A 17,788-nucleotide genomic window follows, 5' to 3' on the forward strand; every position below is an offset into this window, starting at 1 on the left:
TAGTTTGCCGGCCAGCAGTCTCCTCTCCACGGGCCGGCATGGTGGGCGGCATCATAAGAGAAAACAGGGGCCGGGAAAAGGCGGGAAATGCCGGAGCCAGTGGCTTCAGCGCAAGCTTTTGTCGATGCGGGCGACGAGACCGTTCATCCAGTTGCGCAGCGCCGCGTCGGACATGACCAGCGCCGTACTGCGCCACAGCACGCGATACACATTGTTGCGATTGACCTTGATCACGCGGGCCGGATCGAGCCACGCATCGTTTTCCACCAGCAGCGCCAGCGTTTCCAGGCCGATCAGGATCGGCCACAGGCAGGCCAGCCGCAGCCGGATGGCCCTGCGGGGCAGGGCGAACGTGTAGGCCATCGCCTCGCGCAAGTGGTCGAGCGCAATGCGCACCAGTTCTTCGAGCATGGGCCGGGCCCGCCGCGAATTTGTCGGATCGAGCAGCATCGGCATGGTCAGGCCATGGCGGTCGAGCACTTCGGCGGGCAGGTAGCAGCGGCCGATGCGCAGGTCCTTGCCGACGTCGCGCAGCACGTTCACCATCTGCAGCCCCTTGCCGAAACGCACCCCGCGACGCCGCATCGTGTCGAGCGGGTCCTTCATGGTGCCGGGCAGATGCGCGTCGGTCATGGTGGTCCAGAACTCGCCAACGCAGCCGGCCACCAGGTATGTATAGCGATCCAGGTCGGCCAGCGCCGGCAGGGCCGCGACCTGGCCCGAGCGTTCGTCGGGAAAGGTCTGCAGGTCGAACTCCATGCCTTCGGTCAGCGTGGTGACGATGCCCTGCACGGCGGCGCGGTCCGATGGCGAAAGCTGCGCCAGGACGTCCAGCGCCGGGGAAATCGTTTCGAGCAGCACCCGCTCGTCGGACACGGTCTGCTGCCCGGCCACCTCCACGGCCAGCCGCCGCGCCAGCGCGCCGCCATCGTCGGCGCCGTTGATGCGCTGGCGCAGTGCCAGCAGCAGGTCAAGCCGCTGCGCGGGTGGGATCAGCGAGGTATCGGCGATGGTGTCCGCGGCGCGCGCCAGCAGATAGGCCAGCCCGACGGGGTCGCGCATGCCCGCGGGCAGCACGCGCAGCGTCAGGTAGAACGAACGGGAAACACCTTTCAGCAACGGGCCGAGCAGGAAGGCCCGGTTGGGGTTTGGCATGGCGGTTGGCAGACGATGGGACGGCGCATTGTACCCATTGCGCCTGCCGACACCTGCACCAATGCTTCCGCGCCGCGCCTGCCGTCAGTCGTACTGAAGCTTCGGATACCAGCTTGCGCCGCGCCCTTCGGGCGTGGTGTCCAGCAGCGTCCAGAGCGGATCGAGGTCCGGTGCGCCGCGCGGGTCCTGGCCTGGGTCGGCCATCGCGCCGCTCATCTCGCCGCTGTAGAAATGGCGAATCTTGCCGTCGCGTCGGGTAAAGACGGTGTAGCCCGGCATGTCGGCGTCGTCCGCGCTCACATAGTCACGCGTGAAAGCGCCATCGGTGTCGGCGTACACCTTCAACTGCGTCCAGCCGCGCGCGGCCTTGGCTGCCTTGAGCCGCTCGATCGGCGAGCGCGCCACCATGGCCAGTGCCACGCGCTGTTCGATGTCGGGCACCTTGCCTTCCCACGACGCCATCAGCGACGTACACATCGGGCAGGGCCTCTCGCGCTGCGGGCCGAACATGTAGTTGTAGACCACCAGCGTGTCCTTGTCGCCGAACAGATCGGCCAGCGTGACCAGGCCGTTTTCGCCCGTGAATTGATAGGTTTGCTTCACTTCGCCGCCCGGGGGCAGCTGGCGGCGCATTGCCGCCACGCGTTCGATGTGTCGACGCAGCTCGATTTCCTCGGCCAGCAGCGCATTGCGGGCCTGGCGGTATGCGGCGTCTTCGTTCGGGAAATGCGCGCGATTGCGTTCGGCCAGTGCCCTGGCCGGGGTCAATGTGGACGATTGCATCATCGTCTAGCCTCCTGAAATTCGAATCCGTGGCGTGCGCGCCACGCTGGGGAAGACCCGCGCCTGCCCGGAAAGCCCCGGGTGGCGCGGCCATTCGACCAGCATAGGCAAAGAAGTGTCCACATACGCACCCCCACCCCGGCGCGGTCATTCCCATGTCATGCCGGGTTATGCATAATCTGTAGCATCTGGGGCTTCAAGATTTGATCTGATGCGCGTGACGATTCGAACCACGACGATTCCTGGATCCCACAGCCAGGGCCCACTGCATCGGGCGGCGGTCTACCTCAATACCGAGGAAGATGCTTCGCCGCTGATGGTCAGTGCATGGAGTCAGCGTGAACCCGATGCTTTCCTTGCCGCCCAACGCTGGGCGCGCAATCATCACTACATGGTTTCGAATCCCCGCAACGGCACGTATTACGGTGGTCGCACCGCGCGCTGAAGTGCAGCGTCGGCGCACCGTCCTGAAGCATTAGCCGTTGTGTGGTCTGGCACTGGTTGTGGCGGGGCCCGCCTGTGCCGACGCGGGCCTGCCCCAAGGTTTCACCAGGCGGAACCTTGCCGCGCGGCTGCGCGGTGATCGACCGCTTTTATGCCTTTTCCGTGCCGGCGGGCGGGTGGGGCGGTTCTGGCCGCGTAGAATGGTCGCGAAAAACAGGCCGCGAGCCACATCCACGACGCGCATCAATGAATACCCCGGCAACAGAACCGGCAGCAGACCGGCGTCCCCAGACTTCCTCCGATATTGACAACAGCACCGCCGCGCGCGGCATTGCGTTGCTCACGTTCGCGTTCATCCTGAGCCAGTTCTATCGCAGTTGCCTGGCGGTCATCGCGCCGGAGCTGCAGCATGATTTCGGGCTGTCGCCGGCGGGCTTCGGCGCGCTGTCGTCGTGCTTCTTCCTGTCGTTCGCGGTGGCGCAGATTCCGGTTGGGATCGCCTTCGACCGCTATGGCGTGGGGCGTCCCACCGCGTGGCTGCTTGGCGTTGGCGCGGCATCGGCCGTGGGTTTCGTGCTGGCGCCCAGCGGCGCGCTGGCCATGCTGGCCCAGGCGGGCCTGGGCCTCGCCTGCGCGCCAGTCTTCATGGGGCTGCTGCACTATGCGTCGGAGCAGCTTTCCGAACGGGAATACATGCGCGTGGTCAGTCGCTCGAACGCCATGGGCATGATCGGCGCGCTCTGCGCCACGGCACCGCTGGGCTGGTTCTCGCAGCATTTCGGCTGGCGCCCCGCGCTGGCCATTTCGGCGCTGTGCATGGTGGGTGCCTGCTATGGCGTATGGCGCTACGTGCGTGACAGCGGCCATGCGCAGGCGCGCCAGGCCCCCATGGGCGCGATGCTGGCCGAAAGCGTGAAGCTGCTCGGCAATTGGCCGCTGTGGACGCTGATTCCGGTTTGCGTGGCCATGGCGGCCGGCACGGGTTTCCGCAACGCCTGGAGCGGGCCGTACCTGGCCGATGTGTTTGGCCTGCAGCCCGGCACGCGCGGCGTTGCGCTGACACTGCTGAGCCTGGCGGGCTTTGCCACGGCGTTCCTGCTGCCGGTGCTGGTGCGGCGTAGCACGCTCAAGCGCACCATCGGCGGCTGGGCGTGCCTGTCGATGGTAGGTGGCCTCGTGCTGACGATCTGGCCCGATACCGGCGTGGCGTCTGGCGTTGGGCTGATGGCGCTGCTGTCGACCATCGGCATGCTGCATCCGCTGGTGATGGCGCAGGGCCGCGCGCTGATTGCGCCGGCCAAGCGCGGACGCGGGCTGGGCCTGCTCAACACGTTCGTGTTTCTGGGCTCGGCGCTGACATCGTGGGGCTTTGGGCTGATCGCCAATGTGGGCCATCTGCGCGACTGGCCCGTGGCCAATACGTACTCGGCCATCTTCTTCTCGGCCGTGGCCGTCGTGGCGCTGTCGCTGGTGCCGTACTGGTTCAGCCCGACATCGCCCGTTTCGCACCAGAAATAGGCGCCAACATTACAGTTGGCTTTCAACGCGAATTTGCGGCCGCAATTCGCGTTTTCCCTGATTTTTCGCTCAAGTTTGACTACGCCAGACCGTTAGGACTTCCAATGTCTGTCCGTGCGTACATTCACGTGTACGGCTGACGCAGGAGGAGCGGCCGGGGGCAACACGCGACTCGGCCTGCCACTAACCAATGGATCAGGTACAAGCAATGAAAAATCTTGGTATTGGTGTACGCCTAGGCATCGGCTTTGGCGTGGTGTTGGCGTTGTCTACGCTCATGACCGTGCTCGGCGTCGTGCGCCTGCAGGAGGTTGCGGGCCGTACGCACGCGATGATGCAGGAGCCGCTGGCCAAGGAACGTCTGGTCAGCGACTGGTATCGACTGATGTATGCAAGCGTGCGCCGTACCACGGCCGTGGCACGCAGTAGCGATCCGTCGCTGGGTGCGTTCTTCGCGGCGGAGACCGCCTATTCGGTCAAGGCGATTGCCGAACTGCGCGACAAGATCGAGCCGCGCCTGTCCACGGAAGAGGAAAAGGCATCGTTCAAGAAGATCCAGGTGGTGCGCAACCCGTACAACGATTCGCGCGACAAGATCACCAAGCTCAAGGCCGAAGGCCTGACCGATGACGCCAACAAGGTGCTGGAGTCGGAATTCGTGCCGGCTGGCGATGCCTATCTGGCCGAGATTCAGAAGCTGCTCGATATCCAGCGCGCCTCGATCGATGCCACGGCAGTGCAGATCAACAACATCTACGAGAGCGCCCGCAACGGCATGATCACGCTGGGCGTGATCTCGCTGGCCATCGGCGTGGCCTTTGCCTGGTGGCTGACCATCGGCATCACGCGTCCGCTGCATCGCGCCGTGGGCTTCGCGCGCACCGTGGCGTCGGGCGACCTGACCAGCCGCATCGAGGTGGACTGCACCGACGAGACCGGCCAGTTGCTGGAAGCGCTGCGCGAGATGAACGACAACATCCTGGGCATCGTCAAGGAAGTGCGCGTCGGCACCGATGCCATTGCCACGGGCACCAGCCAGATTGCCGCGGGCAACACCGATCTGTCCCAGCGTACCGAGGAACAGGCGTCGTCGCTGCAGGAAACGGCGTCGAGCATGGAAGAGCTGACCAGCATCGTGCGTCAGAACGCCGACAGCGCCAAGCAGGCCAGCGCGCTGGCCGTGAATGCGTCCGAGGTGGCCACGCAGGGCGGCGATGTGGTGGGTCAGGTCGTGCACACGATGGACGAGATCAACGCGTCGTCGCGCAAGGTCGTGGACATCATTTCCGTGATCGAAGGCATCGCGTTCCAGACTAACATCCTGGCGCTGAATGCGGCAGTGGAAGCCGCCCGGGCCGGTGAGCAGGGTCGCGGCTTTGCCGTGGTGGCCGGCGAGGTGCGCAGCCTGGCGCAGCGCAGCGCCACGGCAGCCAAGGAAATCAAGTCGCTGATCGGGGATTCGGCCGATCGCGTCGAGCGCGGATCGGAGCTGGTCGCCCAGGCGGGTCAGACCATGGAAGAGATTGTCAGCGCCGTGAAGCGCGTGACCGACATCATGGGCGAAATCAGCGCGGCGTCGGCCGAGCAGAGCGCAGGCATCGAGCAGGTGAACCAGGCCGTCACGCAGATGGACACCGTGACGCAGCAGAACGCCGCGCTGGTGGAACAGGCCGCGGCAGCCGCCGGCTCGCTCGAAGAGCAGGCCCAGCGGCTCAAGGAAGCCGTGGCGACCTTCCGCCTGGCCGCCTGAAGCCGAAGGCCCGAAGCGTGGTTCCACACCGCGCTTCAGGCCTGGCAGCCGTTACTTCGTCCTGGGCGGCACGATCGTGCCGCCCGACTGCGCGGCCTCGCGGGCGTGCTCCATCTGCGGCATCATGTTGCTGTTCAGGTGGAACATGACCCACAGCGAGCCTGACAGCGTGATCACCACCAGCGTCAGCGTGAACATCAGCGACAGCATGTTCCAGCCGCCCTCGGACTTCGCGTTCATGTGCAGGAAGTAGATCATGTGGACGACGATCTGTACCGCGCCGATCAGCAGGATCACCACGGCCGTGGTTGACGACTTGTCGAACACCTTCCCCATCACCAGCCAGAACGGCACCGCCGTCAGGAACACCGACAGCACGAAGCCCGTCAGGTAGCCGCCCAGCGTGGCGTGAGGCCCGATGTCTTCTTCGTGATGGCCGTGGCCGTGGTCGTGGCCGTTCATCGCGTGGTCTTGCGCGCTCATGGCAGCGTTCCCATCAGGTAGACAAAGGTAAAGACGCCGATCCAGACGACGTCCAGAAAGTGCCAGAACATCGACAGGCACATCAGCCGCCGCTTGTTGGCCGTGATCAGGCCATGGCGGCCCACCTGCAGCATCAGCACGATCAGCCACACCATGCCGAACGTCACGTGCAGCCCGTGCGTGCCGACCAGCGAGAAGAACGACGTCAGGAACGCGCTGCGCGTGGGGCCGGCGCCCTCGTGGATCAGGTGCGCGAACTCGTACAGTTCGACGAACAGGAACGCCGCGCCGAACACGCCCGTGATGGCCAGCCAGATCTGCGTCCCCGCCACACGGTTCTGCTGCATCTGCAGCATGGCAAAGCCATATGTGATCGACGACAGGAGCAGGAACGACGTGTTCAGCGCAACCAGCGGCAGCTCGAACAGCTCGGCGCCGGTGGGCCCGCCGGCGTATTCGCGCCCCAGCACGCCATAGGCGGCGAACAGGCAGGCGAAAATCAGGCAGTCGCTCATCAGATAGAGCCAGAACCCCAGCAGCGTGCCGTTTTGCGGGTGGTGCTCCTCGGTCAGATAGAACTGGTAGCCGCCCGGCGGTGCGTCATCCGCCGCCGAGGTGCTGTGCGCGTGGAGGGGAAGGGTCGTATCAGCCATGGCCAGTCATCAGTTGGGTGCGTGCCGCTTCGGTACGGACCACGTCTTCGGTCGGGATGTAGTAGTCGCGCTTGTAGTTGAAGGTATGGATGATTGCCGCGATGATCGTGGCCGCGAACGACACGGCCGCCAGCCACCAGATGTGCCAGATCAGCGCAAAGCCCATCAGCGTGCACAGCGCGGCCAGAACGATTCCCGCCGCGGTGTTCTTGGGCATGTGGATCGGGATGAAGCCCTCCATCGGCCGCTTGTAGCCGTACTGCTTCATCTGCCACCAGGCATCGGTGTCATGCACCACCGGCGTGAACGCGAAGTTGTACTGCGGCGGCGGCGACGAGGTGGACCATTCCAGCGTGCGGCCGTCCCAGGGGTCGCCGGTGGTGTCGCGCAGTTCCTCGCGGCGCATGAAGCTGACCACCAGCTGAATGATGAAGCAGGCAATGCCGCAGGCGATCAGGAACGCGCCGAACGCGGCGATCAGGAACCAGATCTGCAGCGACGGATCCTCGAAATGGTTCACCCGGCGCGTCACGCCGAGCAGGCCCAGCCAGTACAGCGGCATGAACGCGAAGTAGAAGCCGGTGAGCCAGAACCAGAACGATGCCTTGCCCCACGACGCCACCAGCCGGTAGCCGAACGCCTTCGGAAACCAGTAGTAGATGCCGGCCATCAGCCCGAACAGCACGCCGCCGATGATCACGTTGTGGAAGTGGGCGATCAGGAACAGGCTGTTGTGCAGCACGAAGTCGGCCGGCGGCACCGCCAGCAGCACGCCTGTCATGCCGCCGATCACAAACGTGACCATGAAGCCAACCGTCCACAGCATCGGCGCCTCGAACTTGATCTTGCCGTGGTACATCGTGAACAGCCAGTTGAAGATCTTCGCCCCGGTGGGAATCGAAATGATCATCGTCGTGATCCCGAAGAACGAGTTCACGCTGGCGCCCGACCCCATGGTGAAGAAGTGGTGCAGCCACACCAGGTACGACAGCACGGTAATCACCACGGTGGCGTACACCATCGACGCGTAGCCGAACAGGCGCTTGCGGCAGAACGTGGCCGTGACCTCCGAGTAGATGCCGAACACCGGCAGCACCAGGATGTAGACCTCGGGGTGGCCCCAGATCCAGATCAGGTTCACGTACAGCATGGCGCTGCCGCCCTGGTCCGCGGTGAAGAAGTTGGTGCCGACGTAGCGGTCCATCGACAGCAGCGCCAGGGCGGCGGTCAGCACCGGAAACGCCGCGATGATCAGCACGTTGGTGCACAGCGACGTCCAGGTGAAGATCGGCATGCGCATCAGCGTCATGCCCGGCGCGCGCATTTTGACGATGGTGACGAGCAGGTTGATCCCGGATAACAACGTCCCGACCCCCGCCACCTGCAACGCCCATATGTAGTAGTCGACGCCCACATCCGGACTGTGCAGGATGCCGGACAGCGGCGGATACGCGAGCCAGCCCGTGCGCGCGAACTCGCCGACGAACAGCGACATCATCACCAGGATGGCGCCGCCGGTGGTCATCCAGAAGCTGAAGTTGTTCAGGAACGGAAAGGCCACGTCGCGCGCGCCGATCTGCAGCGGCACCACGAAGTTCATCAGCCCCGTGACCAGCGGCATGGCCACGAAGAAGATCATGATCACGCCATGTGCGGTGAAGATCTGGTCATAGTGGTGCGGCGGCAGGTAGCCGAGGTTGTCGCCGAACGCCACGGCCTGCTGCAACCGCATCATCACCGCATCGGCAAAGCCGCGCAGCAGCATCACGATGCCCAGCACGATGTACATGATGCCGATCTTCTTGTGGTCGATGCTGGTGAACCATTCGTGCCAGAGGTACCCCCACACGCGGTAGTAGGTCAGCAGTGCCACCAGGGCAATGCCGCCCAGGACGACGACGGCAAAGGTTCCGATGAGGATGGGCTCGTGCAGCGGGATGGATTCCCACGACAGGCGGCCAAAGATCATGTTGGCGAGTTCTGAACGCTCGGGCATGGTTGTCACCTGGGCCTGTATTGACCAATGCTGGCCAATGATGATTGGCGAAATCTGATTCGTGAAGGGGTGGAACCGGGTTGCGCCTCAGCGCAACACCTGCCTGCCGTCATTGAGCGCGGCATCTGGCGCGAACACCGGCGCCACGTCCGGTGTGTTGCTCGCGGTGCAGATTTCCGCGGTCGGATCGAACCTGGCACGGTTGCGGTTCTGGTTCTGTGCCATGGTGTCCGCCATGCATGTCCCGCCCTCCACGCAGCGGTTCAGGATCAGCTTGTAGAGGTTGGGGTCGACACTGGCATAGCGTTGCACCGGGTCGCTCTCGCTGGGCTTGGCCAGCTTCAGATAGGTGTCCTTCGACAGCGGCGTGCCCGACGATTTCGCCTGCTGCACCCAGCGGTCGAAATCCTCGTTGGACATGCCGTGGAACTTGAAGCGCATGTGCGAGAAGCCCGCCCCGCTGTAGTTGGCCGACATGCCTTCGTAGACGCCGGCCTTGTTGATCACCGCATGCAACTGGGTCTGCATGCCCGGCATCGCGTAGACCATGCCGGCCAGCGATGGCACGAAGAACGTGTTCATGACCGAGGTGGCGGTGATCCGGAACGCAATGGGCCGGTCAACCGGCGCGGCCAGTTCGTTGACCGTGGCAATGCCTTGCTCGGGATACAGGAACAGCCATTTCCAGTCCATCGCCACCACTTCCACGGTGAGCGGCTTGACGTCGGCCGCCACCGGGCGGCGCTCGTCGAGGCGGGTCAGCGGACGGTAGGGATCAAGCTGGTGGGTGCTGACCCAGGTGACCGCGCCCAGCGCGATGATGATCAGCAGCGGCGCGGCCCAGATGGCCAGTTCCAGCACGGTGGAATGATCCCACTCGGGGTTGTAGGGCGCGTCCTTGGCGCTTTCGCGATATCGCCACGCAAACAGCAAGGTCAGGCATATCACCGGCACGATGATCAGCAGCATCAGGCAGGTGGCGATGATGATCAGGTCACGCTGCCGCACCGCCATGTCGCCGGAGGGCGACAACAGCACGGCGTTGCTACATCCCGCAAGGCCCAGCAGCATGGCGATTGCGGCACTTCGCAAAAGCATCTTTCCCGTCACACGAAACGTCGGCACTGCAGCTTCGAAGCGTGGCATGGTGTTGGAAGTGGCGTTTGATTAACGTCGACGGCTGACAGACGCCGCAATCTTTCGATTTCCAATGGCAGTTTAGGCGCTATTCTTGTTACTGCGGGACTTTAAGTGCAGTACGACATTCCTTCCGCACTCGATGGAGACTCCACGATGGCCAGTCTGTCCCACCAGCACCGCGCGTCGCCGACTGCACCTCCGGCGCCCGGCCACCATGACGTGGCACCTGCCGAAATCGCCACAGGCGTGGTGATTGGCCGCGCTTCCGAGTACTTCGATTTCTTCACCTACGGCATCGCCTCGGTCCTGGTTTTTCCCACGGTCTACTTTCCGTTTGCCAGCGAACTGGCCGGGCTGCTCTACAGCTTTGCCATCTTCTCGTTCGCGTTTGTCGGACGCCCGTTTGGAACGGCGCTGTTCATGCGCGTGCAGCGGCGCTGGGGGCGCGGCGTCAAGCTGACGGCGTCGCTGTTCCTGCTGGGCACGGCCACGGTGGGCATCGCATTCCTGCCCGCGTACGCGTCGATTGGCAGTACTGCCATCTATCTGCTGGCGCTGTTCCGCTTCCTGCAAGGCATTGCGTTCGGCGGTTCGTGGGACGGCCTGCCCTCGCTGCTGGCGCTCAACGCGCCCGAGAACAAGCGGGGCTGGTATGCGATGGTGGGGCAACTCGGCGCGCCGACCGGGTTCCTGGTGGCGGGCGGGCTGTTCCTGTTCCTCTATGTCAGCCTGACCCCGCCCGAATTCATCGACTGGGGCTGGCGCTATCCGTTCTACGTGGCGTTCGCCATCAACGTGGTGGCGCTGTTCGCGCGGCTGCGGCTGGTGGTCACGCACGAGTACACGCGGCTGCTGGAGGAAGACGAACTGGAGCCCATCAGCACGCTGCAGATGGTGAACGCGCAGGGCTTCAACATCTTCCTCGGTGCGTTTGCGTCGCTGGCCAGCTATGCACTGTTCCACCTGGTCACGGTGTTTCCGCTGTCCTGGGTCAGCCTGCACAAGACGCAGGCGATCAGCGACGTGCTGGCGATCCAGATCGTCGGCGCGGCCATTGCCTTCATTGGCACGCTGATCTCCGGCTGGCTGGCCGACCGCATCGGCCGGCGCACCACGCTGGCGACGATGGCGGTGCTGATCGGCATTTTCAGCCTGGCGGCGCCATGGCTGCTGGATGGCGGCGCATCGGGCCAGGACACCTTCATTCTGGTCGGATTCGGCCTGCTCGGGCTGTCGTATGGGCAAGCGGCCGGCGTGGTCACGTCCAACTTCGACACCAAGTTCCGCTATACCGGGGCCGCGCTGACCACGGATTTCGGCTGGCTGTTCGGCGCCGCGTTTGCACCATTGGTGGCGCTGGGGCTGTCGTCGCTGTTTGGTCTGGTGGCCGTGACGCTGTATCTGCTGTCGGGGGTGGTGGCTACGCTGATCGCGCTGCGCATCAATCGCGCGCTGGGGACGCCCGACGACGCTTGAATTCGCTCAACGCAAAATCGACGAAGGCGCGTGCCGCGGCTGTGCGGTACGCGCCTTTTCTTTGCAGCAGCGCCGCGTGCCGTGGCGGCAGCGGGCGTTCCAGCTTCAGGATGCGCAGGTCCGCATGGCCGGCGGCGATGGCGGCCGGCAGCACCGTGGCGTGGCGGCCGCTGCGTACCGCATCCAGCACGGCGCTCACCGAGTTGGCTTCGAACGTGATGCGCGGCTCGATACCCAGGCCGCCAAAGTAGCGCGCGATATAGCCGCGCGTGGCAAATTCCCGCGTCAGCATGGCCATCGATTCGCCAGCCAGCGCCTCTGCGTCCAGCGCGGCGCGACGCCGTGCCAGCGGGTGCGACGCGCCCACCATGTAGGCGAGCGGTTCCTCGATCAGCGGCGTGGCTTCCAGATCCGGCAGGTGGATGTCGTCGAAGGCGATGCCGATGTCGATGTCGTCATCGGCCAGCAGCGGTTCCACGCGTTCCTGCGGCATTTCGCGCAGGCTGAGCGTGATGTTTGGATACTTCCCATTGAACGCCACGATCAACGGCACCACCAGGTAGGGCGTGAACGTCGGCGTCATGGCCAGGCGCAGGTTGCCGCGCGTCAGCTCGCCCACGTCGTGGATGGCGCGCTGCCCGGCTTCCAGGTCCTGCAGCGCCCGCCGCGCGTGCACGTAGTAGGCCTGCCCCGCGTCGGTCAGCCGTACGGCGCGGCCGCTGCGGTCGAACAGCGGCGCGCCCAGGGTGTCTTCGAGCTGGCGGATCTGTTGCGAGAGCGTGGGCTGAGAGACGTGCAGCGTCTCGGCGGCGCGCGTGAAGTTGCCGGCGTCGGCAACAGCCAGGAAGTAGCGAACGTGGCGCAGCAGCATGGAGAGGGTCAGGTATTGGTATTGCCAATGGTAGGCATAATAATCCCGTCTTTGACCAATGGCACGAGATTCGACATGCTAGCGGCTCAAATGGGGGGATTATCGTGAAAGACCTGATTCAAGGCATTCTCAAATTCCAGCGCGAGGAGTTTCCGAAGCGCTCCGCGCTGTTCCAGGAGCTGGCCACGCAGCAGAGTCCCAGCACGCTGTTCATCGCCTGTTCGGACAGCCGCGTGGAGCCGGCACTGCTGACGCAGAGCGAGCCCGGCAAGCTGTTCGTGATCCGCAACGCTGGCAATATCGTACCCGCCTATGCGGTGCAGCCCGGTGGCGTATCGGCCAGCGTGGAATACGCGGTGGCGGGCCTCAGGGTGCGCGATATCGTGATCTGCGGCCATTCGAACTGCGGTGCGATGACGGCGGTGGCCATGTGCCAGTGCCTGGACCATATGCCGTCCGTGGCCGAATGGCTCGAACATGCCGCAGGGGCCCGCAAGATCAGCCTGGCACGGCTACATGCATCGGACGCCGAGCGCGTGGCGGACATGGTGCGCCAGAACGTGATCGAGCAGCTGGCCCATCTGCGCACCCACCCGTGCGTGGCCCAGGCGCTGGCCGAGCGGCGCATTACGCTGCACGGCTGGTACTACGACATTGGCACCGGCGCGATCGATGCGCTGGACGGCAAGTCCGGCCGGTTCGTGCCGCTGGCCGAGCATCCGGACGTCAACGCGACGGAGATGGCCGCATGAAGGTGAAGCGCATCGTCGCCAATGTCGCGGCCGCCGACCCGGCCGCCGCGCGCCGCTTCTACCACGACATCTTCGGTCTGGACCTGCTGATGGACCATGGCTGGATCGCCACCTACGGGTCTGTCGCCACGCAGACCGTGCAGGTCAGCTTTCTGTCCGAGGGCGGCTCCGGAACGCCGGTGCCGGACCTGTCGATCGAAGTGGACGACCTCGACGCCGCGCTGGCCCGCGTACAGGCTGCCGGCCTGCCCATTGCCTATGGGCCGGCCGACGAACCCTGGGGCGTGCGGCGCTTCTTTGTGCGCGACCCGTTCGGCAGGCTGGTCAACGTGCTGGTGCATGCTTGACGCACGCGGCGGCGCCTTGGAAAGTGAAACAATCCGTACACGGTGCACCAATGCGAAGATTTGCCGTTAATGTTGTCATCCACGACGACAAGAAACGGCCGACAAGCTTATGCAGTTGCCCCCGATTCCCGCCAATGAAGCCGTCCGCCTGGCCACGCTGCGGTCGCTCAACATTCTCGACACGCCCCCGGAGGAACGCTTCGACCGCCTGATGCGGCTGGCCAAACGCCTGTTTGGCGTGCCCATCGCCGTGGTCAGCCTGGTCGATGCCAATCGCCAGTGGTTCAAGGCCTGCGAGGGGCTCGACGATTCGGAGGCGTCGCGCGACACATCGTTCTGTGGCCACGCCATCTGTGGCGACGACATCCTGCTGATTCCCGATGCCACGCAGGACCTGCGCTTCCACGACAACCCGCTGGTCACTGGCGCGCCCCATATCCGCTTCTATGCCGGCCGGCCGCTGTCCGCGCCCAACGGCGCCAAGATCGGCACGCTCTGCCTGATCGACCGCAAGCCGCGCGGTTTCGACGCCGAAGACCGCGCGTTGCTGCACGATCTGGCGCAGATGGCCGAGCAGGAACTGGCGGCCGTGCACATGGCCACCATGGACGAACTGACGCTGCTGTCGAACCGGCGCGGCTTCAGCGTGCTGGGACAGCATGCGATCGAACTGTGCCGGCGGCTGGACCGGCCCGCCACGCTGGTGTTCTTCGACATGGATGGCTTCAAGCCGATCAACGACCGCTTTGGCCACGCCGAGGGCGACCGTGCGCTGACCGCGTTTGGCGCGGAGCTGCGGGCCGCGTTTCGTGAATCGGATGTGGTGGGGCGTATTGGCGGCGACGAGTTCGCCGTGCTACTGACCAATACCGATGCCGCCGGCTGCCATGACGCCCTGGGGCGGCTTCAGCGGCAGCTCGATGCCTGGAATGCGCGCAACCCGCTGGGGTACGCGTTGCAGTTCAGCGCGGGGGCGATCGCCTTCGATCCGCTGCGCCACGGCAATGTCCACGACCTGCTGGCCGAAGCGGATGCGGCGATGTACGCCAACAAGGCCGCGCGCAAGGCACAGCGCCACTGAAGGGGCACCGCGCGGGCCCAAGGGATCAGCGCGGGCGTGGCGGGGCGCGGTCGGGCGCGGCCCGCAAGACGCCGGCGGCGATCTCGCCGGTCAGCGCGTCGATGGCTTCGAGCTCGGCCTCGCCGATGACCACCGGCATGCGGGTGCTGCCCCAGTCGCCATAGATCATGGCGATGCAGCGGTTGCGGATCTTCACCGGCGCCAGCAGAATCGTGCGCGCATCGGGCAGCGCATCGCGATACCAGCGCGGCATGCGCTGCGCCATCTCCGCGTCGAACGTATCCGCGATCAGCAGCGGCCTGGCCGACAGCCCGGCAAAGTGGAACACATCGGGCACGAAGCCTTCCTCGTACGACAGCGCGGGCAGCACCTCGCGCATGCCCTCGCCAAAGCCCAGGCGCGCGTGGAAGCGGCGCGTGGTGGGGTTCAGCATCATCAGGAAGCAGCGCGAGAAATCGAGCGCCCGCATGCTGGTTTCCAGCACCATCGGCGCCAGTTGCGAAACGGTCAGGCTGGCGCCCTCGCGTTGCACTTCGGCAAGGCCCGCCCGCAGGCGTTCGAGCACGTTCACCGGTTGCGGGCCGTGCGGGGCGCCGCCGTCGGCCGGCGCGGCGGCTTCCGATGCGGTGATCGACGTGCTGAGTGCCTCGGCCTGGCGCACGGCCACGCTGACATCGCCGGGGTTGAGGCCCAGCATCTTGGCATGCGAGTTGAGCAGGGTCTCCACGGACGCCTCGTCGCCCTCGCGCACCATCGTGACGGCGGCTTCGGCAGACACGTGCGCGATGGCCGACAGCCAGTCCGAATGGGTTTCGAGCACGGTGTCGGCGGACAGCGTGCGCGGCTTCATGGCATGGGCGATCAGGCCCGGCAGCCGCCATTTGCGCGCGGCGGCCTCGGCGATGTCTTCCAGCGACACCCCCAGAACCTCCAGCGCGGCCTCGTTCTCGGTCATCGGATGCGCGGCGCACATGGCCTCCACGCGTTCCCATTCGTCGGGGTAGTAGAACACCAGCAGCAGGCGGCTCATGTGGTGCATCAACGTGCAGACCACCGCTTCCTCGCCCTCGTTGATGCCGCGCGCCTGGGTCAGCGCGCGCGTGATCTCGCCGGCCACCAGCGCACGTTGCAGCGCCTTCAGCGCCTGCGGGCGCTTGGGCGCCACGCCGTGGAAGTAGTCGAGCAACTGGATGCCGAGGGTCAGGTGACTGATGGCCTCCACGCCCAGCACCAGGATGGCGCGCGACACCGTAGTGACTTCGCCGCCGAAAGACCGGTACATCGCCGAGTTGGCCAGCCGGATCACCTTCTGCGACAGGCTGAAGTCCGACAGCACGCTCGTGGCCATCTCGCCAACGGTCAGGTCGGCGTTGAGCGTCTTGAAGATGTTGTCGACACAGTACTGCAGCGTCGGGAAGTCTCCCTGCTGCGCCATGCGTGCCCACAGGGTCTCGAAGAACTCCGTCTTGGACATCAGGGCACCACCCGCTGCGCGAACACTTCGCCAAGGCCCATGATGAGCTTGCCGTCCAGCACGGCGTTTTCGAAGTCGGACGGGCTCAGGGCGCGCGCATAGCGCCAGCCCTGCACCAGGTCGCAGCCCTGGGCGGCCAGCAGCGCGCCCTGTGCGTCGGTCTCGACGCCCTCGGCGATGGCCACCAGGCCCAACTCGCGCGCCAGCGACAGCACGGCGGACACGATGGTGCGCGCGTGCGGGGAATCGATCATGTCGGCCACGAAGCTGCGATCCACCTTCAGCGCCGACAGCGGGAAGCGCCGCAGGTACGACAGGCTCGAATAGCCGGTGCCGAAGTCGTCCACGGCAAAGCGGATGCCCAGCGCGCGCAGCGACAGCAGCAGGCGCTCGGCGGCCTGCGGGTCGGTCATCAGCGCGCTTTCGGTGATTTCCAGCACCAGGCGGTCCGCGCCGATGCCGGCGTCCTGGATCGCGCCGCGCACGCTGTCGTAGAAGTTCGGATGCAGGAACTGCACGGCCGACACGTTGACCGACATGTGGCCCACGTGGATGCCCTGCGCATCCCAGGCGGCCAGCTGCGCGCAGGCGCAGCGCAGCGCCCAGGCACCCAGATGCTTGATCAGGCCGTTCTTCTCGGCCACGGGGATGAACACGTCCGGACGCACGTACTCGCCGGCGTGCTCCCAGCGCATCAGCGCCTCCACCGCGCAGATCTCGCCGGAGCCTGGCCACACGATCGGCTGGTAGTGCAGCAGGAATTCGCCGCTCTGCACCGCTTCGAACATGCTCTGCTCGATCCGGAACTGCTCGTCGAGCCGGCGGTCGAGTTCGGGCGAATAGACGCAGTAGCGGTTCTTGCCCAGTGCCTTGGCCTCGTACATGGCCAGGTCTGCACGGCGCAGCCATTGCGATTCGCTCTGCGGGGCTTCGGTCGAAAAGGCCAGGCCGATGCTGGTGGTGATGCGCACATGGCAGCCGCCCAGCAGGAACGGCTGGCGGCACACGTGGATCACGCGCTCCAGGATGCGCACGGCCTCGGCCTCGGACTCCAGGCCGTCCATCATCAGCACGAACTCGTCGCCGCCCAGGCGGGCCACGCTGTGGTGCGCGCGCACGGTGTCCTGCAGCCGCGCGCCCACTTCCTTGAGCAGCGCATCGCCGTACTCGTGCCCCAGAGAATCGTTGATGTTCTTGAAGCCGTCCAGGTCCATCAGCGCCAGCGCGAACGACTGGCGCGACACTGGGCCGGACGTGTATTCCTCGATCCGCTTGCGGATGAAGGCGCGGTTGCCCACGCCCGTCAACGGATCCAGGAAGGCACGCTCGGTCAGCTGGCGCTCGGATTCCACCCAGTCCGTGACGTCGTGGCCGAACAGCAGCAGGCTGGCCGCGCCGGCGGCGGCACGGTGATGGCTCACGCGCAGATCGATCCACCCCGGGCGGCCACCGCCCACCACGCGCACGCGCTCGCGCCGGGCGGCGTGGTCCTGCGCGCAGCCCTGCAGCATGCGCGCCACACGCTCGCGCGATTCCAGCGCGATCAGGTCGAGTACGGAGGTGTGCAGCAGGTAATCCAGCGGATAGACCAGCAGGTCGGCCGTGGTTTCGGTGGCTTCCAGGATGCGGCCCTGGATGTCGACCCGCATGGCCAGCGCGCCGGAAGCTTCCAGCAACGCCCAGGCCTCGTCCCCGCCAGGGGTGGCAGCGGCCAGCCGGCGATCGGCAGGCTCGGGTGCCAGGGCGACATCGTATGCAAGCGCGGTCATGTAGCTGTTATGCCCGAAGTCCCGTGGACGCAGGACAGATATCGGATGGATTCTTATGGAACTGAAGCGCCGGCTGCCCGTGGAACAAAACCAGTC

Annotated in this window: 16 protein-coding genes; 7 read left to right on the forward strand and 9 right to left on the reverse strand. The window is 65.5% G+C overall.

Translation table 11 applies throughout. From position 1 onward, the window contains the following. Window positions 1–105 precede the first annotated feature (105 nt). Together AC3FJ6_RS22965 and AC3FJ6_RS22970 are read right to left on the reverse strand one after the other, a co-directional pair. A complete protein-coding gene (locus AC3FJ6_RS22965) occupies window positions 106–1,155 on the reverse strand; it encodes a phytoene/squalene synthase family protein (protein ID WP_488773899.1) in 1,050 nt (349 codons plus the stop codon). Window positions 1,156–1,239: 84 nt separating this feature from the next. Beyond that, window positions 1,240–1,941: a DUF899 family protein gene (locus AC3FJ6_RS22970; protein WP_488773900.1), complete on the reverse strand. Its 702-nt coding sequence runs from the start codon at window positions 1,939–1,941 to the stop codon at window positions 1,240–1,242. 208 nt (window positions 1,942–2,149) lie between these two features. Between AC3FJ6_RS22970 and AC3FJ6_RS22975 the strand changes: the two genes are divergently transcribed. The 3 genes from AC3FJ6_RS22975 (at window position 2,150) to AC3FJ6_RS22985 (ending at window position 5,650) form a co-directional block, all read left to right on the forward strand. Next, window positions 2,150–2,383 carry a CDP-diacylglycerol pyrophosphatase gene (locus tag AC3FJ6_RS22975; protein ID WP_082926616.1) on the forward strand — a complete coding sequence of 78 codons (234 nt, stop codon included), beginning with the start codon at window positions 2,150–2,152 and terminating at the stop codon, window positions 2,381–2,383. A gap of 245 nt (window positions 2,384–2,628) precedes the next feature. Then, on the forward strand, window positions 2,629–3,900 hold the full coding sequence (locus AC3FJ6_RS22980) for an MFS transporter (RefSeq protein ID WP_488773901.1): 1,272 nt from the start codon (window positions 2,629–2,631) through the stop codon (window positions 3,898–3,900). A gap of 208 nt (window positions 3,901–4,108) precedes the next feature. Then, window positions 4,109–5,650, forward strand: coding sequence for a methyl-accepting chemotaxis protein (locus tag AC3FJ6_RS22985; protein ID WP_488773902.1), 1,542 nt, complete (start codon window positions 4,109–4,111; stop codon window positions 5,648–5,650). Window positions 5,651–5,701: 51 nt separating this feature from the next. On the opposite strand, the gene cyoD is transcribed toward AC3FJ6_RS22985, so the two are convergent. The 4 genes from cyoD to cyoA form a co-directional block, all read right to left on the reverse strand. Further along, window positions 5,702–6,133 (reverse strand): cytochrome o ubiquinol oxidase subunit IV, encoded by a 432-nt coding sequence (gene cyoD / locus AC3FJ6_RS22990; RefSeq protein ID WP_153946957.1) that lies wholly within the window; start codon window positions 6,131–6,133, stop codon window positions 5,702–5,704. Further along, entirely contained in the window at window positions 6,130–6,786 is a 657-nt protein-coding gene (gene cyoC, locus AC3FJ6_RS22995) for a cytochrome o ubiquinol oxidase subunit III (RefSeq protein ID WP_153946958.1), read from the reverse strand. Before cyoC ends, cyoD begins: the two co-directional genes overlap by 4 nt. Beyond that, window positions 6,779–8,782, reverse strand: coding sequence for a cytochrome o ubiquinol oxidase subunit I (cyoB, locus tag AC3FJ6_RS23000; RefSeq protein WP_400392216.1), 2,004 nt, complete (start codon window positions 8,780–8,782; stop codon window positions 6,779–6,781). The genes cyoC and cyoB overlap by 8 nt, the downstream gene beginning before the upstream one ends. A gap of 87 nt (window positions 8,783–8,869) precedes the next feature. Beyond that, on the reverse strand, window positions 8,870–9,928 hold the full coding sequence (gene cyoA, locus AC3FJ6_RS23005) for a ubiquinol oxidase subunit II (RefSeq protein ID WP_488773903.1): 1,059 nt from the start codon (window positions 9,926–9,928) through the stop codon (window positions 8,870–8,872). A gap of 147 nt (window positions 9,929–10,075) precedes the next feature. Between cyoA and AC3FJ6_RS23010 the strand changes: the two genes are divergently transcribed. Continuing rightward, window positions 10,076–11,398: an MFS transporter gene (locus AC3FJ6_RS23010; protein ID WP_400392210.1), complete on the forward strand. Its 1,323-nt coding sequence runs from the start codon at window positions 10,076–10,078 to the stop codon at window positions 11,396–11,398. Here AC3FJ6_RS23010 and cynR read toward each other — a convergent pair. After that, window positions 11,364–12,269, reverse strand: coding sequence for a transcriptional regulator CynR (gene cynR / locus AC3FJ6_RS23015; protein WP_153946962.1), 906 nt, complete (start codon window positions 12,267–12,269; stop codon window positions 11,364–11,366). The two genes, AC3FJ6_RS23010 and cynR, sit on opposite strands and share 35 nt — an antisense overlap. A gap of 104 nt (window positions 12,270–12,373) precedes the next feature. Between cynR and AC3FJ6_RS23020 the strand changes: the two genes are divergently transcribed. From AC3FJ6_RS23020 to AC3FJ6_RS23030, 3 genes are all read left to right on the forward strand, one after another. Further along, on the forward strand, window positions 12,374–13,021 hold the full coding sequence (locus AC3FJ6_RS23020) for a carbonic anhydrase (protein WP_488773904.1): 648 nt from the start codon (window positions 12,374–12,376) through the stop codon (window positions 13,019–13,021). Further along, entirely contained in the window at window positions 13,018–13,368 is a 351-nt protein-coding gene (locus AC3FJ6_RS23025) for a VOC family protein (protein WP_488773905.1), read from the forward strand. Before AC3FJ6_RS23020 ends, AC3FJ6_RS23025 begins: the two co-directional genes overlap by 4 nt. Window positions 13,369–13,477: 109 nt before the next feature. Further along, a complete protein-coding gene (locus AC3FJ6_RS23030; protein ID WP_488773906.1) occupies window positions 13,478–14,449 on the forward strand; it encodes a GGDEF domain-containing protein in 972 nt (323 codons plus the stop codon). A 25-nt stretch (window positions 14,450–14,474) separates the two neighbouring features. Here AC3FJ6_RS23030 and AC3FJ6_RS23035 read toward each other — a convergent pair whose 3' ends face one another. After that, window positions 14,475–15,923, reverse strand: coding sequence for an HDOD domain-containing protein (locus AC3FJ6_RS23035; RefSeq protein ID WP_488773907.1), 1,449 nt, complete (start codon window positions 15,921–15,923; stop codon window positions 14,475–14,477). Continuing rightward, window positions 15,923–17,692 (reverse strand): putative bifunctional diguanylate cyclase/phosphodiesterase, encoded by a 1,770-nt coding sequence (locus AC3FJ6_RS23040; protein ID WP_488773908.1) that lies wholly within the window; start codon window positions 17,690–17,692, stop codon window positions 15,923–15,925. The genes AC3FJ6_RS23035 and AC3FJ6_RS23040 overlap by 1 nt, the downstream gene beginning before the upstream one ends. Between the last annotated feature and the right edge of the window lie 96 nt (window positions 17,693–17,788).

It is taken from the genome of Cupriavidus sp. 94F1, assembly GCF_057798875.1.

Bases quoted from the DNA above. Each gene is read 5' to 3' on its own strand.
- AC3FJ6_RS22965 (WP_488773899.1), bottom strand. From the start codon at position 1,155: ATGCCAAACCCCAACCGGGCCTTCCTGCTCGGCCCGTTGCTGAAAGGT.
- AC3FJ6_RS22970 (WP_488773900.1), bottom strand. From the start codon at position 1,941: ATGATGCAATCGTCCACATTGACCCCGGCCAGGGCACTGGCCGAACGC.
- AC3FJ6_RS22975 (WP_082926616.1), top strand. From the start codon at position 2,150: ATGCGCGTGACGATTCGAACCACGACGATTCCTGGATCCCACAGCCAG.
- AC3FJ6_RS22980 (WP_488773901.1), top strand. From the start codon at position 2,629: ATGAATACCCCGGCAACAGAACCGGCAGCAGACCGGCGTCCCCAGACT.
- AC3FJ6_RS22985 (WP_488773902.1), top strand. From the start codon at position 4,109: ATGAAAAATCTTGGTATTGGTGTACGCCTAGGCATCGGCTTTGGCGTG.
- cyoD (WP_153946957.1), bottom strand. From the start codon at position 6,133: ATGAGCGCGCAAGACCACGCGATGAACGGCCACGACCACGGCCACGGC.
- cyoC (WP_153946958.1), bottom strand. From the start codon at position 6,786: ATGGCTGATACGACCCTTCCCCTCCACGCGCACAGCACCTCGGCGGCG.
- cyoB (WP_400392216.1), bottom strand. From the start codon at position 8,782: ATGCCCGAGCGTTCAGAACTCGCCAACATGATCTTTGGCCGCCTGTCG.
- cyoA (WP_488773903.1), bottom strand. From the start codon at position 9,928: ATGCCACGCTTCGAAGCTGCAGTGCCGACGTTTCGTGTGACGGGAAAG.
- AC3FJ6_RS23010 (WP_400392210.1), top strand. From the start codon at position 10,076: ATGGCCAGTCTGTCCCACCAGCACCGCGCGTCGCCGACTGCACCTCCG.
- cynR (WP_153946962.1), bottom strand. From the start codon at position 12,269: ATGCTGCTGCGCCACGTTCGCTACTTCCTGGCTGTTGCCGACGCCGGC.
- AC3FJ6_RS23025 (WP_488773905.1), top strand. From the start codon at position 13,018: ATGAAGGTGAAGCGCATCGTCGCCAATGTCGCGGCCGCCGACCCGGCC.
- AC3FJ6_RS23030 (WP_488773906.1), top strand. From the start codon at position 13,478: ATGCAGTTGCCCCCGATTCCCGCCAATGAAGCCGTCCGCCTGGCCACG.
- AC3FJ6_RS23035 (WP_488773907.1), bottom strand. From the start codon at position 15,923: ATGTCCAAGACGGAGTTCTTCGAGACCCTGTGGGCACGCATGGCGCAG.
- AC3FJ6_RS23040 (WP_488773908.1), bottom strand. From the start codon at position 17,692: ATGACCGCGCTTGCATACGATGTCGCCCTGGCACCCGAGCCTGCCGAT.